The following is a 19,380-nucleotide window of genomic DNA, read 5'->3' as shown; positions in this document are numbered from 1 at the left end:
CATGAACCGCCGCAATTTCTTCTCCGGCGCCGCCACGGCCGTGGCCGCTGCTTCCGTGAGCCGCGTGGCCCTGGCCGCGCTGCCCGAGCCCGCCATGCAGACCAGCGCCGACACCGCGCCGCCGCTGCACCCGCCCACGGGCCGCCCCTACCACCCCGTGGTCACCCTGAACGGCTGGACCGCCCCTTGGCGCATGAATGCAGGCGTCAAGGAATTCCACCTGGTGGCCGAGCCCGTGGTGCGCGAGGTGGCGCCCGGCTTCCTGGTCAACATGTGGGGCTACAACGGCCAAAGCCCCGGCCCCACCATCGAGGTGGTCGAAGGCGACCGCGTGCGCATCTTCGTCACCAACCGCCTGCCCGAGCACACCACCATCCACTGGCACGGCCAGCGCCTGCCCAACGGCATGGACGGCGTGGGCGGGCTCACCCAGCCTGCCATCCAACCGGGCAAGACCTTTGTGTATGAATTTGTGGCGCGCCGCCCCGGTACCTTCATGTACCACCCGCATGCCGACGAGATGGTGCAGATGGCCATGGGCATGATGGGCCTGTGGATCACCCACCCGAATGTGGGCAAGGGGGCAACGCCCCCCCAGATTGCCAAGGTGCAGCGCGACTACGCCTTTTTGCTCAACGCCTTTGATGTGGAACCCGGCAGCAAGACCCCCAAGGTCAACACCATGCTGGACCACAACATCTGGTGCTGGAACAGCCGCGTGTTCCCCGCCATCAGCCCGCTGGTGGCCCGCCAGGGCGAGCGTGTGCGCATGCGCATCGGCAACCTCACCATGACGAACCACCCTATCCACCTGCACGGGCACGAGTTTGAAGTGACGGGAACCGACGGAGGCCCTGTGCCCAAAAGCGCGCGCTGGCCGGAGGTGACCACCGACGTGGCCGTGGGCCAGATGCGGCAGGTCGAGTTCATTGCCGACGAGCTGGGCGACTGGGCCCTGCACTGCCACAAGAGCCACCACACCATGGGCGCCATGGGGCACGACGTGCCCACCATGATCGGCGTGGACCACCGCGGGCTGGTGGGCAAGATCCAGAAGATCGTGCCCGACTACATGGTGATGGGCGAGCGCGGCATGGCCGACATGGGCGCCATGGAGATGCCACTGCCCGACAACACCTTCCCGATGATGACCGGCACCGGCCCTTTTGGCCCGCTGGAGATGGGCGGCATGTTCACCACGCTCAAGGTGCGGGCCGACCAGCGTGCGGGCGATTACCGCGACCCCGGTGATTTCAAGCAACCTGCGGGCACGGTGGCCTACGAATGGCAGGGCACCCCCGCCAGCACGCCACGCCCTGCGCGCGCTGACACCCCGGGCACTGCACCCGGCGCCGCCAATGCCCGCAAGCCCGCTGCCAGCGGCCACCAGCACTGAACCTTCACATCAGCACACACCATGAAAACTATTAAATTGATAGCTGCTTGCGCTTTATGGATAAGCGCCAGCACCTCTTTTGGCCATGAAAACACCCATCACACCGCGTCGAATAGCCCTGTGGTCAAGGAGCAAAAGGACTGGGGAATTGCGGGCGACGCCAAGGCTGTGCGCCGCACCATCACCGTCCGCATGACCGACGACATGCGCTTTGCGCCGAATCACATCGAAGTGCGCGAGGGCGACACCATGCGGCTGCGCGCCACCAACAAGGGCAAGGTGCTGCACGAGATCGTGATCGGCACCAAGGCCGAGCTGGAGCAGCATGCCAAGATGATGGCGAAGCACCCCGGCATGGAACACGACGAGCCCTATATGGCCCACGTGGCGGCAGGCAAGACCGGCGACATCGTGTGGCACTTCAACCGCGCAGGGAGTTTTGACTTTGCCTGCCTGATCCCCGGTCACTACCAGGCCGGCATGACCGGCACGATCACGGTGAGCCCCCCCTGAGTCGCTGCGCGCCTTCCCCCTGAGGGGGACGCCACCGGTGGCCTGGCAAAGCCCGTTCCACGGAGGCACTGGCAGGAGCCATGCCGGTTTCCACCGGCTGGGGACGGACCACAGAGCCGTGAACCACAAAGACATCAAAGAGCAAAGAAAGGCATTCATGACATACCCGACAACAACAAGCAGCCGCCGCACGTGGCTGACCACTAGCGTGACCTTGCTGGCCGCAAGCGCCCTGCCCTTTGCAGCGACGGCCGCAGCCCCCACACCGCTGGAGGTGTGGAAAGACCCCAACTGCGGCTGTTGCCAGGACTGGGTGGACCATATGCAAGCCAATGGTTTTGCCGTGAAGGCGCACGCTATCGGCAACAACGCCGTGCGCGCACGCCTGGGCCTGCCGCAAGAGCTGGGCTCGTGCCACACCGCCCTCGTCGGCGGCTATGTGGTCGAAGGCCATGTGCCCGCCAGCGACGTGCGCGCCCTGCTGCAACAGAAACCCAAGGCCCTGGGCCTGGCGGTGCCGGGCATGCCTGTCGGCTCCCCCGGCATGGACGGCGCCGTGTATGGCGACCGGCGCGACCCCTACGACGTGCTGCTGGTGGCCCGCGACGGCAGCACCCGCATCTTCAAAAGCTACAACACTTCCAGCAAACCCAAGGCCACGTCATGATGAAAAAGGCATCACCCCTCTTAACTCCCGCCGCCCCAGTGCTGGCCCTCCTGCTGCTGGCCGGAGCCTCCACCACGGCCCTGGCCCAGCCTGCCGCCCCAGCGACCACCGCAGCTCCCGCCGTTGCGACAGAATCCAGCCCGTTGAGCGAGGGTGAAATCACCCGCTGGGACCCCCGCACCCTGCGGGTCACGCTACGCCACGGCGAGCTCAAGAACCTGGACATGCCCCCCATGACCATGGTGTTTCGCGTTCAGGACGCGGGCGTGGTGGGCGAACTGAAGCCGGGTGACAAGGTGCGCTTTCGCGCAGAACAGGTCAGCGGCGCCTACCAGGTGACACGGATCGAAAAGGCGCCTTGAAACTCGGCCTGCCAAGCAGTGGAACCCCTGACGCGAAGCAATCCCAGCACGGCGCCCGGGCACCATAATCACCGGCCATGAGTTCTCAACACGTTCTGGCTGGCGACGCTGGCAGCATCACCCGCGTGGCGGGCATCGAGGTGGGCCACTTCACCGAAACCCGCCGCCCCACGGGCTGCACCGTCATCATCACCCGAGAGGGCGCCGTGGCCGGTGTGGACGTGCGTGGCGCCGCGCCGGGCACGCGCGAGACAGATTTGCTCGATCCCTCCAACCTGGTGGACAAGGTGCACGCCATCATGCTGGCCGGGGGCAGCGCCTGGGGGCTGGATGCCGCCACGGGTGCCGTGCGCTGGCTGGAAGAGCGCGGCGTGGGTTTTGACGTGGCCGTGGGCCGCCTGCCCATCGTGCCCGCCGCCGTACTGTTTGACCTGCTGGTGGGGGACATGCGCATCCGCCCCGATGCCGCTGCGGGCTACGCGGCGTGCGATGCGGCATCCACCGCCGACCCGGCCGAAGGCAATGTGGGCGCTGGCACCGGTGCGGCGTTGGGCAAGATCTTCGGCATCCAACGTGCGATGAAGGGAGGCATTGGCACCGCATCCGTCACGGTGGATGGCATCACCGTGGGCGCACTTATCGCCTGCAATGCCCTGGGCGACGTGATCGACCCCGACACCGCGCAGGTGATTGCAGGCGCCCGCACCGACGACGGCCTGCGTTTGCGCGACACGCGCCGCGCTCTGCTGCGCGGCGACCCGCCCCAGCCCCTGCTGGCGGGCACCAACACCACCATCGGCGTGGTGGCCACCGATGCTGTCATCACCAAGGTGCAGGCCCACCGCCTGGCGGTGGCAGCCCACGACGGCCTGGCCCGCAGCATCAACCCTGTGCACACCATGTCCGACGGCGACACCCTGTTCAGCCTGGGTACCGGCCGCGCGGGCAAGACCCTGGGCATGATGGTGCTGGCCACCATGGCTGCCGAAGCCACAGCGATTGCCACGGCACGTGCAGCGCGGGCGGCCCGCTCGATCACCACGGCAGAAGGTTTGTACTTGCCGTGGGCCGGAGAGTTGGGGTAAACAGCAACCTCGGGGGCCAGCCAGAGGGTCTCGGTCGCGCCAGCAACGAGCCCATATGATGCAGACACAGAGGGAAAACTCGGACCACAAGGGCTTCGATCGACCACTTCTGTGGCACAGCGCGCAGGGCAGCCGACACCCGATGCCTCTTGCCCATCTACCTATCGCGACAAGGAGAATCCATGAAAAATCGGACCCGTTTGCGGCACAGCTGGTTGTTGTGTCTGCCTTTGCTCCTGAGCGCCCAGACGGCGCTGGCCCAGGACCAGTTTGTGGACCTGCAGTCCAACGGCGGCTACACGTCCTACCGCCTGCCGGACGACACCACCCAGGTGGACCTGAGCGCACAGACACAGGGCGCATGCCGTTTCAACCGCACTTGGGGCTATGACCTGACCAATCGGGAACTGTGGACCAACGGGGGTTGCGGCGGCCGCTTCCAGATCACCCGCAGCTATGCATCGGGCAACCACAGCGGCGGCTCCAATGCGGGTGCGGCAGTGGCGGCGGTGGCGGCCATTGCGGGCATCGCACTGCTGGCCAACCACAATCGGCACGACGACGACCGGCGCCCCGACTACCCGGACTATCCCAGCGATGGCGGTGGCAGGGGCGGTGAAATCCGCGTCGATGGCCGCCTGTGCCTGGACGTGACCAAGGGCAATATCCGTCCCGGCACCGCCCTGCAGGTGTACGACTGCAATGGCACGGTATCCCAGCGTTTCAGCGTAGGCCGTGGTGGCGAAATCCGCGTGCGGGACCTGTGCGTGGATGTGGACCGGGGCGATCCACGCGACGGCGCGCGGGTGGTCCTGTGGTCATGCTCGGGATCGCGCAGCCAGAGCTGGACGACCCGCGGCGGGCAGATCGTGAGCCAACTCAATGGAAAATGCCTGGATGTGGAGGATGGCCGGGTCCGCCAAGGGGCGCCCACCATGGTGTGGTCATGCAACCGCAGCCCCAGCCAGCGCTGGTGGTGGTAGGGGGTCCAATGATGATCAAGACAATGACCCAGCATGCTCTGCGCGCCATGCACCTGCTTTGCGGCGCTGCCGTGGCAGGCGCCTTCACCCTGGGGCTCACCACAGCCGCCCAGGCGGCAGACGCTCCAGTGTCCTCGCCCACATCTCCACCCAAAGCCGCGACTGCAGCCAGCCAGAAACCGGCGCGCCCCTCGCGCACCGACCGGCTCCAGGCGATCTGCTCGTCTGCCGACCTGAACCACGATGGAAGTGTGTCGTTGGAAGAGTTTCATCAGGACATCGTGCAAAGCTGGCACAGCCTCTCGCCCGATGCGACTGGCTATGTCAAGCTCGCCGACCTGGCCCAGGTGCCACGCATGGGCAAAGGTCGCCTGAGGCGGCTTGCCGCCATTGACAAGGACGGCGATGGCAAGCTGTCGTTCAAGGAGGTGGTGGAGACCCGCATGGCCTATTTTGAGGCGGCAGATGCGGACCAGAACGATCAGCTCTCCCTACAGGAATGCGTGGCCTACGAGCGCCAGCGGCGCAGCAGCAACCCATAGGCCTGGAGCCATTTTTTTCGTTCCTGGCCGCATTGGCCGGAAACGCACACCACCACAGCATGAGCAAACACACTGGTCTCGGCGCGGTCGCCGAGGCCCGGGTTTGCTCCATCCGACATTCAACACCCGTCCCATGTCTCAGGCTTTCCGCAACACACTGCTTTCTCTGCGCGATCTGATCGTGTCAGCCGGTCCTCTCGCATTTCTGGCAGTAGGTTTGCTGGTGCTGGCTTACTGGTGGCTCAACCCCAATCCGCCAAAAACCGTGACACTGGCCACGGGCCCGGCGCAAAGCGCCTACGAGGAATTTGGCAAGCGGTACCAGAAAGCGCTGGCCGTGGACGGCATCGAAGTGCGGCTACTGCCCAGCGACGGCTCTTCGCACAATCTCCAGTTACTGCGGGAAGGCAAGGCCGATGTGGCGTTTGTGCAGGGAGGCACAGCCGAATTGCAGCCCGATGACGCCGACCAGCTGGTATCCCTGGGCAGCCTCTTTGTAGAACCCGTGTGGCTGTTTTACCGCACGGATTCCGCCGAACGTGCGTACAACACACCGCGCATCGACAGCCTGCGGCAGCTGCGTGGCTGGCGGGTCAATGTAGGCTCGGACGGCAGCGGCGTGCCCAAATTGATGGAGCGCCTGCTCGACGCCAACAAGGTGTCGCCAGGCTCCGTGCAGATGTTCCGACTGGAGCAGACGCCCGCCACCGTGGATTTTCTGGCAGGCAAGCTCGATGCGCTGGTGTTTGCATCGGCCCCGGAGTCACTGATGGTGCAGATGCTGCTGCAGACACCCGGCGTACAGTTGCTGGACTTTGCACAGCACGAGGCCTATGCACGGCGCTTTCCGTTCCTGACGCCCGTCACGCTGCCTCGCGGCGTGGTGGATCTGGCCGCCAACGTGCCCACACGGGATGTGCGGCTGGTGGCATCCACCACCTCGCTGCTGGCACGCGATGCCACACATCCGGCCCTGCTCACGCTGTTTGCGCAAAACGCGCAGAAGCTGCATGGCGGATCGGGTTGGTTCAACCGGGCCCGGGAGTTCCCCAACTCACGCAACAGCGAGCTGCCAATGGCCAAGGAAGGCGACCGGGCCATGAACGAGCCGGTGCCGATGCTGCAGCGCTACCTGCCGTTCTGGATGGCAAACCTGATCGAGCGCATGTGGCTGGTGCTGGGCATCCTGCTGGCGATCATGCTGCCACTGTCGCGCGTCGTGCCACCGCTGTACCAGTTCAGGGTGCGATCACGCGTTTTCCGCTGGTACGGCCGGCTTCGTGAGATTGAAAACGACATGGAGGCTGGCAAGGCAGATTCCGCAGAACTGCTCAAGGCCCTCAATGCACTGGAGGCACAGGCCGAAAAGGTGAGCGTACCGTTGTCCTACGCAGACGAGCTGTACGCGCTGCGCAATCACATCCACCTGGTGCGCAAAAAGTTGCTCCGCAGCTGAGTGCACCTGGGCGCACCAAGGCGCATCGGTGGATTGAGCGCCTCTTTTCTACGGGACAGCAGGTGGTGCGAACCGTCAACGTGATTTCGGAACGCCTGGAGGGCGCCCGCACTAGCGGGTCTTGGAAGACTTGGAGCCCAGCGAGGCCACTTTGGAGGAAGGAGCGCCGCTGGCCGCCTTCCGGGATGATCCTGCTGCAACAGCGTCCAGAACACGGGCTGTCGTGGGCACAGCCGGAACCACCCGCAAGGAGCCATCCGCAGCCAGCTTATCTCGCATGCGCCGGGTCATGGATTGCGTGCTTGCATCGAGTGCGGTGAAAAGGAACAACGTGCCGTGCGGGCTTGCCCAGGTGAGTTGCGTGCGCACGACCCTGCCATTGGTGACCAGCTCGACCCACGCGCCAATCACAAAATCAGCATAGGGATCCGGTGCATCCACGGGCACCTGGGCGCTGTCTTCAGGGGCAGCAGCGGAAGATGGTGCTTCTGCAGGTGCGGCTTCGACCACCACCTCGGGCTCTGGCTGTGGCACCGGCACTGGCGCAGGGGCAGGCTTTTCAAAGGCCGACTGGTGCAATCCCACCAGCCGCTGCAGAAACGCGCTGGTTTGAACTGCGGGGTAGTTGATGGTCTTGAGCCCCTTGCGCAGTTTGGCCAGAAGGCCGGGGATGGCCTCGTTCAGGCGATCTGGCTCCTGGCGGGTCAGGTCGGGTTGTGAGCTCCACAGCAGCACCGGCACCAGCGCCAGGTAACCCCCGGGATCTTCGTCCTGGCCATCGCCCCCCTTCAACACCTGCGCCAAAGCGATCACGTCGGCCCAGGGGCCGGCAGCAAAATCGAGCACGTCGGCAGGGACACTCTCCAGGTCTGGCAACCTGCGGATGTCTGCCGCCGTTTTTTCGGCCAGCATTTCCCGCTGCTCCGCCTGCAACAGGGCTTTTTGCTGCGCCTCCTGATGGGCTTTGATCTTCTGTTCCTGGGTCTCCCAGGCAGACTGCAGGGCCTTGAGTACGGTATCGAAAGGCCCTGCATCCTTGATTTCGTTGGCGGTCAGGTGATCCACCGCCCCTTGGACCAGTCGCATGAAGCGGCTGAACCCTGGTGTGGACTCGGCAGTGAAGGCCAGGCTGCGCTGCGTCAGTTCGTCGAGCAAACGACGTGCAGGATGAGATCCATCGGTGAAAAACCGCCCGTCGTGTGACACCAGTTGCTTGAGCGCGGGCTCAAGGCTTTTCACGGCCTGCTGCACGGGCGGCAACAGGCGGGCATCCTGGGCAATGTTCTGCATCATGCGGCCGACCACTTCCATGGCCATCGCCGGTGACTGGGTGGCCGCCTCCATCGGCATCGCGGCGTAAACCACGGGGGCCACGCCCGGTCCCCGCCACCCCGTCAAAGGTGCCGACAGCGAAGCCGCCTGGCTGCCACTGGCCAGCCTGCCCACCAGGCGTTCGAGCTGGGCCATGTCCTCGATGGCTTCTGCAGCAGCCCCCGCAGGAAGATAGCCACCATGGGCCGCCGCTTGCGCGCCGCCCGCGCCAGCGGGAGCCACCCAGACGGGCTGCAGCGCTACCGGCTGTGATGGCATGGCACCATATGCACGCGGGTCAAAGGGATCGCCGCCTGCCAACATCTGGCGCAGAATTCCCACCGTCAGCAGTGCTTCTTCTGCAGCTGCGCCAGGCCCCATCTGCGATTGCATGGAGTCGCCGCTCCAGCCTGTCGACAGGCCGACGCCCCGACCGTACCCGGTAGTGCCATAGTCACCCATTGGCGTAGCCATGGAGTTGCCATAGCCTGAGTAGCCGCCGCCATAGCCGGTGCCCATACCGGTATTCGGGCCGGCGCCGCCATAGCCGCCGCCTCGGCCAGAATTGCCAGCGGGAGTTCCCAGCACGGCGTAACCCACGGGTTGCACCCCGTGTTCGCGCAGGCTCGCCGCCGTCTTCTTGTATTCATCCACCAGCAGCTTGCCCAGGAGGTCACGCATGTGCTGCATCCACAGCTGGCGCACTTCCGGCGACACACCGGTATCGCCAACAACCTGCTGAAGGGCGCGGATATAGCTTTCGGGACGCAGTGGATTGCGCTCGGGCTGCACACTGCGCAGCCCCTGTGCGGAACTCACCAGGGTATTGAGTTCTGCGAGCACTGCATCGGTGGCATGCAGCGCCGACTGCTGCGCCTTGGAGAGCTCCACCTGCGCCTGCATCTCGTTCTCATCCATGAGCGAGAGCTCGCCAAAGTCCATGCCAGTGTCTTCGGCCGAACTGCGGCCTTTGGCCGTAGACGGACCTTCGGCAAAGATCTCCAGCAGCGCCATGGGATAGCCCTTGACCAACGCCGCTTCGTGCTGGTTCAGAAACCTCAAGCTGTCGCTGACCAGATTGCGCTGCTGGATATTGCGGACGACAGACTCCTCACCGGTCAAGGCCCCTTGAGTAACCTTGACCAGCTCCTGCATCAACGCCTCGCCCCCACGCACGGCGTTGACGACACAGGCGCGAAAAACAGTTCTCGAACGAGAAGCGGACTGGGACATGGTGGGGAGGAATCGATCGGACGACAGGTTTCCAGATGCAATGCTACTTGACCTGACGCCTTATTTGAGGGCTTTGAACCTCATTCGCTTGGGTTTTGCACCCTCTTCACCCAGTCGCTTCTTCTTGTCAGCCTCGTACTCCTGGTAATTGCCGTCAAAGAACGTCCACTGGCTGTCACCTTCGGCGGCCAGGATGTGTGTGGCGATCCGGTCCAGGAACCAGCGATCGTGGCTGATTACCAACATGGTGCCGGCAAATTCCAACAACGCATCTTCCAGAGCCCGCAGAGTTTCCACGTCCAGATCGTTGGAGGGTTCATCCAGCATCAGCACGTTACCGCCGGCAATCAGGGTCTTGGCCAAGTGCAGGCGACCGCGCTCCCCCCCGGAGAGCATGCCGACCTTCTTTTGCTGATCGCCGCCATTGAAGTTGAAACGTCCGCAATAGGCGCGGCTCGCCATCTGGAACTTGCCGACGTTGAGGATGTCGAGTCCGCCTGACACGTCTTCCCACACTGTCTTGTCGTTGGACAGGTCATCACGGTGCTGGTCCACGAAGGCCATCTTGACGGTGGAGCCAATGACGACCTCACCCGAATCCGGCGTCTCCTTGCCGGCGATCAGCTTGAACAGCGTGGACTTACCGGCGCCGTTGGGCCCGATGATGCCAACGATGGCGCCTGCAGGGATGTTGAAGCTCAAGTTGTCGATCAACACACGGTCGCCAAAAGACTTGGTGACGTTCTTGAACTCGATCACCTGGCTGCCCAAGCGGTCCGCCACAGGGATGAAGATTTCGTTGGTTTCGTTGCGCTTCTGGTATTCGTAGTCGCTCAATTCCTCAAAGCGGGCCAGACGGGCCTTGCTCTTGGCCTGGCGGGCCTTGGGGTTCTGGCGCGACCACTCCAGCTCCTTCTTCAGGGCCTTGGCGCGGGCTTCTTCACCTTTTTGCTCGGCTTCCAGACGGGCGCCCTTCTGGGTCAGCCAGTCGGAGTAATTGCCCTTGTACGGGATGCCGGAGCCCCGGTCCAGTTCCAGAATCCACTCTGCCGCGTTGTCGAGGAAGTAGCGATCGTGGGTGATGGCCACCACAGTCCCCGAGTAGCGCTGCAGGAATTGCTCAAGCCAGTCTACCGATTCGGCATCCAAGTGGTTGGTTGGCTCGTCGAGCAGCAGCATGTCAGGCTTGGACAGCAGCAGTCGGCACAGGGCCACGCGGCGCTTTTCACCACCAGAGAGCACGCCAATGTTGGCGTCCCACGGGGGCAGGCGCAGCGCGTCGGCAGCAATTTCAAGCTGGTGTTCCGAGTCGGTACCGGCGGTGGCAATGATGGCTTCCAGCTCGGCTTGCTCGGCGGCCAGCGCGTCAAAGTCGGCGTCTTCGGCACCGTAGGCGGTGTAGACCTCTTCCAGACGGGCCTTGGCGGCAAATAGCTTGCCCATGCCCGCCTCCACGCTCTCGCGCACAGTCTGCGTGGGGTCGAGCTGGGGTTCCTGGGGCAGGTAACCGATGTTCAGGCCCGCCATGGGGATGGCTTCGCCTTCGATTTCCTTGTCAAGGCCCGCCATGATCTTCAGGAGGGTGGACTTGCCCGAACCGTTGGTACCCAACACGCCAATCTTGGCACCTGGGAAAAAGCTCAGGGAAATGTCTTTCAGGATCTGCCGCTTAGGGGGCACGATCTTGCCGACGCGATTCATGGAAAAAACGTATTGGGCCATTGAGTGTCAAACCTGCAAAAGTGAGCAGAAATTCTGCGTGCAAACCGAGATTATCGGGCCATGCGACAATACCCACCGTAGCGGGCTCCAGTTGCCTGCCACATCAGCACACTGCTGGGGACGAAGGAAGCATCAGCTTCCAGGCTCCCACCCTTGAACCTCGTCGGCTTGAGACTGGCTCGGCAACCCCCCGGTTGTACGACAGGCCGATACCCAGCGCCCCGGATGGGCGCATTCAACGACATGACATTTGACGAACTGAACCTGGCTCCTGCCATCCTGAAGGCCGTGCATGAAACGGGCTACGAAACCCCCACGCCCATTCAGGCCCAGGCCATCCCCGCCGTTCTTGCAGGCCACGACCTGCTGGCCGGCGCGCAGACTGGCACCGGCAAGACCGCCGCGTTCACCCTGCCCCTGCTGCATCGCCTTTCGCAAAGCGCCGCGCCCAAGAACAAGTTCGGCGGAAAGGGCATCCGTGCCCTGGTGCTGACGCCCACCCGCGAACTCGCTGCCCAGGTGGAAGAGTCCGTGCGCGAATACGGCAAATACCTCGACATCAACTCCACCGTCGTCTTCGGCGGTGTGGGCATGAACCCGCAGATCGACCGCATCAAGCGCGGCGTGGACATCCTGGTGGCCACCCCCGGCCGCCTGCTGGACCTGCAGCAACAGGGCTTCCTGGACCTGTCGACCGTGCAGGTGCTGGTGCTCGACGAAGCCGACCGCATGCTGGACATGGGCTTCATCCACGACGTCAAGAAGGTGCTGGCCCTGGTGCCCCGCGAAAAACAGAGCCTGCTGTTCTCGGCCACCTTTAGCGACGAGATCCGCGACCTGGCCAACACCCTGCTCAAGAACCCCCAGAGCATCCAGGTCACGCCTAGCAACACCACGGTGCAGCGCATCACCCAGGTGATCCACCCCGTGGGCCGCGGCAAGAAAAAGCAGGTGCTGCTGCACATCATCCAGCAGCACAACTGGAGCCAGGTGCTGGTGTTCACCCGCACCAAGTTCGGCGCCAACAACGTGGCCGAGTTCCTGACCAAGAACGGCGTGAACGCCATGGCTCTGCACGGCAACAAGAGCCAGAGCGCACGCACGCAGGCCCTGGCCGGCTTCAAGAGCGGTGATATCCGCGCCCTGGTGGCCACCGACATCGCGGCACGCGGCATCGACATCGACGAGCTGCCACACGTCGTCAACTACGAAATCCCGAACGTCTCGGAAGACTACGTCCACCGCATCGGCCGCACCGGCCGTGCCGGCAACAGCGGTGAAGCCGTGAGCCTGGTCTGCATGGACGAAGAAGGTTTCATGATGGACATCGAGCGCTTCACCAAGCAGCAGATCCCCGTGCAGGTCATCGAAGGCTTCGGCCCCGACGCCGGTGAGAAGGCCGAGCCCATCGCCATGGGCCGCCAGACCATCTGGGGCGGCGCAGGCAAGCCCCCGAGCCGCGACGTGATGCAGGCTGCCGCCAAGGCCGCCCGCAGCGAAATGATGGAACGCATCCGCACCAACAAGGCCGGCCAGGGTGCTGGCGGAGGTGGTGGCGGTGATCGCGGCCCCCGCCCTGCCGGCGGTGGCAATGGTGGTGGTGGCCGTGGCGGTCGCGCTGGCGGCGGTGCCGCAGCCGGCGGCGGTGGTGGTGGTGGTGCCAATGGTCCGCGTGGCGGCCGTGCGGGCGGCGGCGGCCAGGGCGGCGGCGCACGCGCTGGCGGCCAGGCTCCTGCACGCGGCCGTTCCGGCGGCGGTGGCAACGGTGGCGGTGGCGGCTATGAAGGCGGCAACCGCTACGATGATTCGCAACCCCCACGCGCCAATGCCCACCTGGGCACACACATGGGCCATGCAAACCCGGGCCACCGCAACTCCGGCCATGCCGGCGGTGGCGCTGGCGGCCAACCCGACCCGATGCGCACGAGCGTGGACAGCATGGGCGGCGGCGGTCGCCGTGGCGGTGGTTATCGTGGTGGCAACGGTGGAGGTGGCGGCTATGGCGGAGGCGGCACGGGTGGTTCTGGTGGCCGGGGCAACGGGTCTCGTGGGCCGGGCGGTTCTCGCGGCTCTTTTGGCCGCTGATCCGTCAGCATCCGAAAGCACAATCAACGTAAGCGCAGCGCCCTGCAACGAGGCGCTGCCGCCTGAGGTGCATGCACTGCATGCCCTGGGTCGGCGCACGCCGGATATCCAACACCCACGGCTGCACCTGCACGCCGTGGACTTTGCAGCACTGGCGGCCAAGCCCGCCCTGCGTGGCCTGCCGCATGTGGACGACGTGTACATCACGCTCGGCACCACCATTGCAGCGGCCGGCAGCCAGCAGGCCTTTCGCGCCGTGGACCGGGATGCGGTGATCGCCACCGCGCGCACGGCCCTGGCGGCTGGTGCCTCCCGCTGCGGCGTGGTGACCGCCATGGGCGCCGACGCCCGCTCCCGCATCTTCTACAACCGCGTCAAGGGCGAGGTCGAGCAGGCGCTCCAAAGCCTGGGCTTCACCACGCTGGTGATCGCACGCCCCTCCCTCCTGCTGGGTGAACGCCAAGCCCTGGGCCAGGCCGCGCGCCCCGCAGAGTCCTTGTCCATCAAGGCCTTCAAGCTGCTGGACCCACTGATCCCTGCCAACTACCGTGCCCGCCCGGGTGTCGATGTGGCCCGAGCCCTGGTCCATGCTGTACAGACACGCCCGGCCGGGCTGCATGTGCTATCGGGCAGCGCACTACAGGCCTTCTGATTTGCCGCCTGGCCCCGGGCTGCAGCAGCTCCTTGTGCGATGCTGTGGCCCATGCGCCCCAACGACCTACCCCAGCCCCTGGCCACTCTGATGGTGGCCACCTGCAATGTGCTCAACCTGGCCAATCCCGGCCGCCTGTTCTACGAGAATCAGGACCCCTACAGCCAGACAGAGTTTGATCGCAAGCTCACTTGGCTGGGCGACCGGTTTCGCATGCTCAATGCCGATGTGCTGGCCGTACAGGAGGTGTGGGACGACGCCGCCTTCAAGGGCGCCCTCAGCCGCAGCGGCCTGCGCTATGACTTCGTGGAGGTTCCCGGGGCGGAGAACGATGCCACGCATGGCGGTGCACAGGGTACCCCCCGCGTGGGCATTGCCACACGGCTCAAAGTGGATGCCTTGCAATCGTTTGCGGAGTTTCCACCGGGCTTCCAGGTGGACGTTCCAGGCCTGGGCCTGCATACGCGCTTCGAACGGCCGCCACTGGTTGCCACCTTGCGCATGAAGCATGGACAGTGCCTGAATGTGCTGACGACCCACCTCAAATCCAAGCGACCCAAGTTTCTGCAGGATGCGCAGGGCAACCCGGCCGAAGACCGGGACGACCGCAAGGTCATGGCACTGGCATCGCTGCGCTCCCTGATCATGCGGGGCGCCGAGGCCATGGCCCTGCGCTGCCTGGTCATTGACCTGCTGCACCGCACCAGCGTGCCGCTCGTGGTCATGGGCGACTTCAATGACACGCCCGACAGCGTCACCACACAGCTCATCTGCGCCACCAATGAGATCGCCTATGACCGCTCGGCACGCGATGTGGCGCTGTTCAATGCCTACGATCTGCAGGGCGATGCGGCACTGAAGAAGGACGTGGCGTACTCACACATCCACCAGGGCTCGCCCAGCGTGCTCGACCAGATACTGGTGAGCGAGGAGTTCGTGCACAACGGCAGGAACAGCGTGGGCGATGTGAGGCGCGTGGACTATTTCAACGACCACCTCCACGAAGGGCGTGATCGCACCCGCTCGGACCACGGCTTCGTGCGCGCACTGCTGCGCTTGAAGATGGCGCCGCAGACGGATCCCTTACCCACGCCGCCCACCCCCGCCACGGCGGCTGCGACCCAGCCCACCAGCCCACTCCCTCCTGCCCCCAAATTGTGACGCTGTAGAGGGTTTTGGCTCCTTCATCATGGGTTTGCAACGGGATGTACGCTGACACGGCGTGGCATTGACGGGCAGGTAACATCCACGTAACAAAGCCGTCCCACCAGGGCCCAATGGCATAGATCACCATGAACATGCACTCCACCCGCCACAGCGCCTCACCAGAAGCCTCTTCGGCCCAGCCCCCACACGCCCACCGGCTGCGGATGCCATGGAAGGCATCTGCACTACTGGCAGCCGCGTTGCTGACGGCGTGCTCCAGCACTCCGCTGCCCCCATGGCCATCCACGCCCGCAACACGAACGAGCGCGCCGGCCCCGTTGCCCCGCGTACAACCAGGTACGGTAGTGCCCGCGCCCTTGGGCCAGGCACCCCAGGCTCAGGCGCAGCGCCAGGGTGCGGTAGCCAGCCCCTTGCCGCCACCCGCCCCGCTGGTGGTGCAAAACGAAGGCCCCATGGCGCCCCCCTATGGCGCGGCGGTGGCGGCTCGGTTCCCCGATCCACCCATGGCATACAGCACGCCCGGCCTGGGGCCGGACCGCAGGGCCTTCACCACCAATGCCGAACTCGGCCAATGGCTGCATGCGCTGGCCGACCCTGCGCCCCGCAGCTCCACGCGCACGAAGCTGCTCAACTTAGGCACGTCGCAACGCGGAGAACCCATTCTGGGCCTGCTGGTCACCCGCGCCACGGGCACCGAGCCCGCCAACCTGGACACAAGCGGTCGGCCCACGGTGGTCATGATCGGCCAGCAGCACGGAGACGAGCCCGCAGGCAGCGAGGCGCTGCTGGTGATCAGCCGCGAACTGACGCAGGGCCTGCTTGAACCTTTGCTGGACAGAATCAACGTGGTGGTGGTGCCGCGTGCCAACCCCGATGGTGCGGCCGTGGGCACCCGGGTCACAGCCAACGGCGTGGACATGAACCGCGACCACCTGCTGCTGAACACCCCCGAGGCCCGCGCGCTGGCCAAGGTGGTGAACGACTACCGCCCTATCCTGGTGGTGGATGCCCATGAGTACACGGTGGTGGGCCGCTACCTGCAAAAATTCAACGCCATCCAGCGCTACGACGCACTGCTGCAGTACACCACCACCGCCAACTACCCCGAGTTTTTGACCAAGGCTTCGCAGGAGTGGTACCACCAGCCCATGGTCGCGGCACTCAAGACCCAGGGACTGACAAGCGATTGGTACTACACCACCTCCACCCTTCCAGACGACAAGCGCGTCTCCATGGGCGGCACGCAGCCCGACACCGGCCGCAACGTGAATGGCCTGAAAAACACCGTGAGCCTGTTGATCGAGACACGTGGCGTGGGCATCGGGCGCATGCACATCCAGCGACGCGTGCACTCGCAGGTCACGGCCATCACCAGCGCCTTGCGCAGCACCGCCGAGCGGGCGGCCAATCTGGAGCAGGTTCGTTCGTTTGTGGCGCGCGACGTGAGCGCCCAGGCTTGCCGCGACCAGGTGGTGGTCGAGGCCGCCGCCACGCCCACCCAGCGCGAACTGGATTTCCTCGACCCCGAGACAGGCGCAGACCGCCTGATCCGCGTGGACTGGAACTCATCCCTCGCCTTGCGCCCGACAAAAACCCGTGCCCGGCCATGTGGCTACTGGCTGTCGGCCAGCTCTACCGCCGCCGTCGAGCGCCTGAGGCTGCTGGGCCTGCAGGTGATGCGCGTGGCCGAGCCAGGTTCTGCGCTGGCCGACATCTACCGCGAAACGGGCCGGGATTCCGGTGACCGGCAGGACGTGATCGGCACCATCGCAGGCGGTACGGGCATCGTGCGCGTGCAGGTGTCGCCCGTACGCAGCGCCATCGACGTGCCAGCCGGCAGCTTCTACGTGCCCCTGAACCAGCCCCGCGCCAACCTGGCCGTGGCCGCGCTCGAACCCGACACGCAGAACAGCTACTTCGCCAACCACCTGATCGATGAGCTGGCGAATACCGCACGTGTCATGGCACCCCCAGCCCTGGTATTTGAAGATACCAATTAGGACTAGCGGGAGGCTTTCTGGAACTTCACGCAGGCGGCCCAACCGATGGCTCGACGTGCTGATGCAGCGCCCCGCCGTGCAACGCGGGCTGGAAGTAGCCAGAGACTTGCGCACGCCCCTGACCGACGAACCACGCAAGGTGTTGCGGCAAGCGTGCGGGAAGGTGCAGGAACTGGACCGGCCCGATTGAGCGTGCAATCACAGTCACCATCGACAGTCACTATAAAAATAGTAGCTATCAGCGCTTACCTATCAAGCGCCAGCAGCCAAAAACACTGGAATTCAGACCCGACTGTGTAGCGATGCAGGGCTGGTGTGTCCCGCACGGCGTGCTTCGGTACGCTCCAGCACATGGTGGGCCATGGCCTGGGCCAGCGCTTCATCGGCTAGAAACACCGTGCTGTCGCACTCCTGTGCAAGCCGCCGCGCCTCATCTCCACTGTGGCTGCGCACCACGGTTTCGATATGGGGGTTCAGTGTGCGAGCGGTGGTGATGATCTGCCGCACATTCAGGGTATCTGGCGTTGCAATGACCAGCATGGCGGCCCGGGCGATATGCGCCTGTATCAGGACGGCAGGGTCCACGGCGTCTCCAAAAACTGCCGCGATGCCAGACTCCCGCAACGACTCCACCAGTTCACGGTTTTGCTCGGCCACCACAAACGGGATGTCGTTGGCCACCAGCAGATTGGCAACGCGGCGCCCCACCCTGCCGTACCCCACCAAAACCACCTGCCGTGCAAGATAGCGGGCGTCAGTGCTCATGGGCAGTTCGGCCAGGGGATCGTCACGCTGCTCCAGCCGCCGCGCCAGTGCCGAGCGAGCCCGCAGCCAAGCCTGCAACGGTGCAATGGCATGAAAGAGCATCGGATTGAGCGCCATCGAAATCAGCGCCCCTGCCAGCACCAGGCTGGCCCCTTCGGGCGGCAGCAGCCCCAGCGATGCACCCAGTGCCACCAGAATGAAAGAAAACTCCCCGATCTGGGCCAGGCTCGCCGAGACCGTGAGCGCCGTGTTCAGCGGGTAGCGGAATGCCAGCACCAGCGCCGCCGCGGCCAGTGTCTTGCCCAGCATGATGATCGCCACCACCGCGAGCACCTGCAACGGCCGGTGCCACAGCACGGCGGGATCGAACAGCATGCCCACCGAGACAAAGAACAGCACGGCAAAAGCGTCGCGCAGCGGCAGGGACTCTTGCGCAGCCCGGTGGCTGAACTCCGACTCGCGCATCACCATGCCGGCAAAAAACGCCCCCAGCGCAAACGACACGCCAAACAGCGCTGCAGACCCAAACGCAATCCCCACCGCAGCAGCCACCACACACAGCGTGAACAGTTCCCGCGAACCCGTGCGTGCCACCTGCCAGAGCACCCACGGAAACAGGCGGCGGCCCACTAGCAGCATCAGCGCAACAAAGCCCCCGACCTGCAGCAACGTCCATCCCAGGGTCTGCCACAGCGCCGCACCATCCACACCCTGGGTGGTGGCGCCGTCCCCGCCTCCCACGCTCCCCAGCCAACCAGCCAGCGGCGGCAGCAACACCAGCACCAGCACCATGGCCAGGTCTTCCACCACCAGCCAGCCCACGGCAATCCGGCCGGTGTGGCTGTCCAGAATGCCCAGGGTTTCCAAGGCACGCAAAAGCACCACCGTGCTGGCCACCGAAAGCGCCAGACCAAACACCAGGGAGCCACCCAGCCCCCAGCCCCACCAACTGGCCAAAGCCATGCCCAGCGCTGTGGCCACCATCATCTGCACCACAGCCCCGGGCACCGCAATCTTGCGCACGGCCAGCAGATCACCCCAAGAGAAATGCAGGCCGACGCCAAACATCAGCAGCATCACACCAATTTCAGCCAACTGGCTCGCCATGGCGGCATCTGCCACAAAGCCAGGCGTATATGGCCCGATGACCACGCCCGCCAGCAGATACCCGATCAACGCCGGCAACCGCAACCGAGCCGCCACAAAACCCAACGCCAGGGCCAACCCGAGCGCGGCAGCGATGGTATGGATGAGCGTGACGCTGTGCGGCATGGTGCGGGCGACGGATCAAGGAAAAACGTTGGTGGGTATGTGGCCTTGTTATACCCGCATCCGCCGTGCTTCTGCTATTGCCAATATCAGGATGGTCATCGCAGGGAAGGCTCCGGCCGCAGGTTATGATTCGCGCTCTGCGCCACGGCGCGGTTGCGGAACGCTCCGC

At 64.9% G+C, this 19,380-nt stretch carries 15 protein-coding genes; 12 read left to right on the top strand and 3 right to left on the bottom strand.

Annotation, left to right across the window (positions count from 1 at the left end; all coding sequences use genetic code 11):
* Position 1: 1 nt before the first annotated feature.
* The 8 genes from IB243_RS00335 (at position 2) to IB243_RS00300 (ending at position 7,004) form a co-directional block, all read left to right on the top strand.
* The gene (locus IB243_RS00335; RefSeq protein ID WP_192424208.1) at positions 2-1,396 is read left to right on the top strand and encodes a multicopper oxidase family protein; all 1,395 of its coding nucleotides are present in this window, start codon (positions 2-4) and stop codon (positions 1,394-1,396) included.
* 21 nt (positions 1,397-1,417) lie between these two features.
* Entirely contained in the window at positions 1,418-1,909 is a 492-nt protein-coding gene (locus IB243_RS00330; protein ID WP_192424206.1) for a plastocyanin/azurin family copper-binding protein, read from the top strand.
* 157 nt (positions 1,910-2,066) lie between these two features.
* A complete protein-coding gene (locus IB243_RS00325) occupies positions 2,067-2,576 on the top strand; it encodes a DUF411 domain-containing protein (RefSeq protein ID WP_192424204.1) in 510 nt (169 codons plus the stop codon).
* Positions 2,573-2,938: a copper-binding protein gene (locus IB243_RS00320; RefSeq protein ID WP_370540284.1), complete on the top strand. Its 366-nt coding sequence runs from the start codon at positions 2,573-2,575 to the stop codon at positions 2,936-2,938. Before IB243_RS00325 ends, IB243_RS00320 begins: the two co-directional genes overlap by 4 nt.
* A gap of 77 nt (positions 2,939-3,015) precedes the next feature.
* Positions 3,016-4,023 (top strand): P1 family peptidase, encoded by a 1,008-nt coding sequence (locus IB243_RS00315; RefSeq protein ID WP_192424203.1) that lies wholly within the window; start codon positions 3,016-3,018, stop codon positions 4,021-4,023.
* A 182-nt stretch (positions 4,024-4,205) separates the two neighbouring features.
* Positions 4,206-5,006: a lectin gene (locus tag IB243_RS00310; protein WP_192424202.1), complete on the top strand. Its 801-nt coding sequence runs from the start codon at positions 4,206-4,208 to the stop codon at positions 5,004-5,006.
* 23 nt (positions 5,007-5,029) lie between these two features.
* Positions 5,030-5,548 carry an EF-hand domain-containing protein gene (locus IB243_RS00305; RefSeq protein WP_225584647.1) on the top strand — a complete coding sequence of 173 codons (519 nt, stop codon included), beginning with the start codon at positions 5,030-5,032 and terminating at the stop codon, positions 5,546-5,548.
* A gap of 133 nt (positions 5,549-5,681) precedes the next feature.
* Entirely contained in the window at positions 5,682-7,004 is a 1,323-nt protein-coding gene (locus tag IB243_RS00300) for a TAXI family TRAP transporter solute-binding subunit (protein ID WP_192424200.1), read from the top strand.
* 111 nt (positions 7,005-7,115) lie between these two features.
* Here IB243_RS00300 and IB243_RS00295 read toward each other — a convergent pair whose 3' ends face one another.
* Together IB243_RS00295 and ettA are read right to left on the bottom strand one after the other, a co-directional pair.
* Positions 7,116-9,548 (bottom strand): DUF1631 family protein, encoded by a 2,433-nt coding sequence (locus tag IB243_RS00295; protein WP_192424199.1) that lies wholly within the window; start codon positions 9,546-9,548, stop codon positions 7,116-7,118.
* Positions 9,549-9,608: 60 nt separating this feature from the next.
* Positions 9,609-11,270, bottom strand: a complete 1,662-nt coding sequence (gene ettA, locus IB243_RS00290; RefSeq protein WP_192424198.1) for an energy-dependent translational throttle protein EttA — start codon at positions 11,268-11,270, stop codon at positions 9,609-9,611.
* A gap of 243 nt (positions 11,271-11,513) precedes the next feature.
* Between ettA and IB243_RS00285 the strand changes: the two genes are divergently transcribed.
* The 4 genes from IB243_RS00285 (at position 11,514) to IB243_RS00270 (ending at position 17,174) form a co-directional block, all read left to right on the top strand.
* Complete coding sequence (locus tag IB243_RS00285; RefSeq protein ID WP_192424197.1) at positions 11,514-13,355, top strand: DEAD/DEAH box helicase; 1,842 nt, start codon at positions 11,514-11,516, stop codon at positions 13,353-13,355.
* Positions 13,356-13,422: 67 nt separating this feature from the next.
* Positions 13,423-14,007 carry a nucleoside-diphosphate sugar epimerase gene (locus IB243_RS00280; protein WP_370540283.1) on the top strand — a complete coding sequence of 195 codons (585 nt, stop codon included), beginning with the start codon at positions 13,423-13,425 and terminating at the stop codon, positions 14,005-14,007.
* A gap of 51 nt (positions 14,008-14,058) precedes the next feature.
* On the top strand, positions 14,059-15,168 hold the full coding sequence (locus IB243_RS00275) for an endonuclease/exonuclease/phosphatase family protein (RefSeq protein WP_225584646.1): 1,110 nt from the start codon (positions 14,059-14,061) through the stop codon (positions 15,166-15,168).
* Positions 15,169-15,299: 131 nt separating this feature from the next.
* Positions 15,300-17,174 (top strand): M14 family metallopeptidase, encoded by a 1,875-nt coding sequence (locus IB243_RS00270; protein WP_192424193.1) that lies wholly within the window; start codon positions 15,300-15,302, stop codon positions 17,172-17,174.
* A 282-nt stretch (positions 17,175-17,456) separates the two neighbouring features.
* Here IB243_RS00270 and ybaL read toward each other — a convergent pair whose 3' ends face one another.
* Complete coding sequence (ybaL, locus tag IB243_RS00265; RefSeq protein WP_192424192.1) at positions 17,457-19,211, bottom strand: YbaL family putative K(+) efflux transporter; 1,755 nt, start codon at positions 19,209-19,211, stop codon at positions 17,457-17,459.
* Between the last annotated feature and the right edge of the window lie 169 nt (positions 19,212-19,380).

The sequence above is a fragment of the Acidovorax sp. ACV01 genome, assembly GCF_014851495.1.
Classification (GTDB): domain Bacteria; phylum Pseudomonadota; class Gammaproteobacteria; order Burkholderiales; family Burkholderiaceae_C; genus Acidovorax; species Acidovorax radicis.
Note: the sequence above shows the minus strand (reverse complement) of the source record. Positions and strands in the feature narration are given on the sequence as shown.